Here is a 1,990-nt window from a genome sequence, read left to right as displayed (position 1 = left end):
TCGATCGCGGCCCGCAGCCGCCCGGCCGCCACCTCCTGTGTCAGCGCGTCGGTATCGACCACTCCTCCCCGAGCCACGTTGACGAGCAGCGCGCCGTCGGGCATGGCAGCGAGGACCTCGCGACTGATCAGGCCGCGCGTGGCATCGCTGAGCGGGGTGATCACGATGACGACGTCGTGGTGCGGCGCAAGTGCGGCGAGCTCCGACCCGGCATGGATCTGGCCAGAGGCGTCCTCGCGTGCCGTGCTCCCCACCCTTGTCAGGACGACCTCGAACGGCTCGAGGCGCCGCTGGATCTCGACACCGATGCCGCCGACTCCCACGAGCAGGACGCGGCGGTCCGCGAGCCCGGCATAGCGGCGGGACTCCCATACGCCCCGCTGCTGGTTGCGGACCGCGACGTCGATGCCCCGCAGCGAGGCGAGGGCAAGCCCGACGGCCAGCTCGGCGGTGGCCGCGGCGTGTACGCCTGCCGCCGTGGCGATGGCGGTTGCGGAGGACACGAGCGCCGGCACTCCGTCGTAGCCCGTGGACTGGGTCTGCACCAGTTTCAGATGCGGCACGCCGGCCAACGCGGGTCCCGGATCCACACCGCCCCCGTAGGGGAGGACGACGGCGTCGATGTCGCCGGGCGCTGCGCCCTCGGGAGCGGCGGTCAGATCCCAGTGAACGACGTCGATGTTCGGGCTCGAATCGATAAGTGTATCCCGCAGTTCGACGGAGGGAACGGTCAGCGTGGTGATTGGGCGGCTCGATGGCCGGTCGCGGTGCTCCATGCGCCCAGCCTAATCGGCGGGAGCCGGGACGGCGTACCGCGCTCCCGACCGGCAGGAGCCACCCGGCGGAACGAGGTGCTGGACTCGTCGGGAGGCTGCACGTACTGTCGAAAATATGTCTGATCCGAGGGTTACTCCCGCTGTGTCGCTGCGCGTGGGCGCAGGCTGGGGAGGACCCGCACGGCTGGGCGGGCTCTGCGTGCTGCTCGGCCTGCTCGTCGGCTGCTCCAGCGAAGCCGGTGAGGAGCCGATCTTCCAGGGATCGGACCCACCCGAACAGTCCGCGTCGGCACCACCGGACGCCTCCCCTGGGGCCCTTCCTCCTGCACCGGCACGAACCACCAGGACTGACACCGAGGATAGAGTTTCGCCGTCGCCGGCTCCGCCGGCAGCCTTACCGGCGATCACCTATTCCGGGGATGAAGTGACGGGGCTCGGCGTGCCCTGGTCCATCGCCGTCCTTCCGGACGGGGCGCTGCTGTTCTCCGACCGGGAGACCGGGACCATCACGCGGGCGGCAGGCGGTGGGACAACCGTCGTCGGAGCACTGCCCGACGCCGCCGAGGCCTCCGGAGAGGGCGGCCTCCTCGGGCTCGCCGTCGCCGAGGATTTCAGCGAAGATCCGGCGGTGTACGCGTACTACACCTCTGCGGAAGACAATCGGGTGGTCCGCATGGCGTACGAGGACGATGCGCTGGGTGAGCCCGAGGACATCCTCACAGGCATCCCGAAGGGCAGGATCCACAACGGCGGCAGGATCGCTTTCGGTCCGGACGGCCACCTGTATATCGGCACGGGCGACGCGGGCAATGGCGGCAACGCGCAGGACCCGGACAGTCTCGGCGGGAAAGTGCTGCGCGTTGCGCCGGACGGCAGCGTGCCTGACGACAATCCCACTCCTGGCTCCCCCGTCTACAGTCAGGGTCACCGCAATGTGCAGGGACTCGCCTGGGATTCGGAGGGGCGGCTGTGGGCCACGGAATTCGGGCCCGACGTGGACGACGAACTCAACCTGCTGGAAGCCGGCAGCAACTACGGGTGGCCGGAGGTGACGGGGGCGCCGGGCAGGGAAGGCTTCGTCGACGCCCAGGTGGTGTGGCCCTCCACCGCCACCTCGTCCCCGAGCGGTATGGCAATCATCGACGACACGGCCTACATCGGTGGTCTTCGGGGTCAGCGGCTATGGCAGGTACCGCTCGCCGGCGGGCAGGCCG

At 70.1% G+C, this 1,990-nt stretch carries 2 protein-coding genes; one reads left to right on the top strand and one right to left on the bottom strand.

Translation table 11 applies throughout. The annotated features are described in order from the left end of the window. Nucleotides 1-776 (bottom strand): NAD(P)-dependent oxidoreductase (locus Y705_RS17045; RefSeq protein WP_049822199.1); only part of this gene is annotated, 776 nt, incomplete at its 3' end. A 115-nt stretch (nt 777-891) separates the two neighbouring features. Here Y705_RS17045 and Y705_RS17040 point away from each other — a divergent pair. After that, the coding region (locus Y705_RS17040; RefSeq protein ID WP_155849892.1) for a PQQ-dependent sugar dehydrogenase at nt 892-1,990 on the top strand (1,099 nt) is incomplete at its 3' end.

This window comes from Arthrobacter sp. H41 (assembly GCF_000520535.1).
Classification (GTDB): Bacteria; Actinomycetota; Actinomycetes; order Actinomycetales; family Micrococcaceae; genus Arthrobacter_D.
This window is presented reverse-complemented; position numbering and strand designations above follow the sequence as displayed.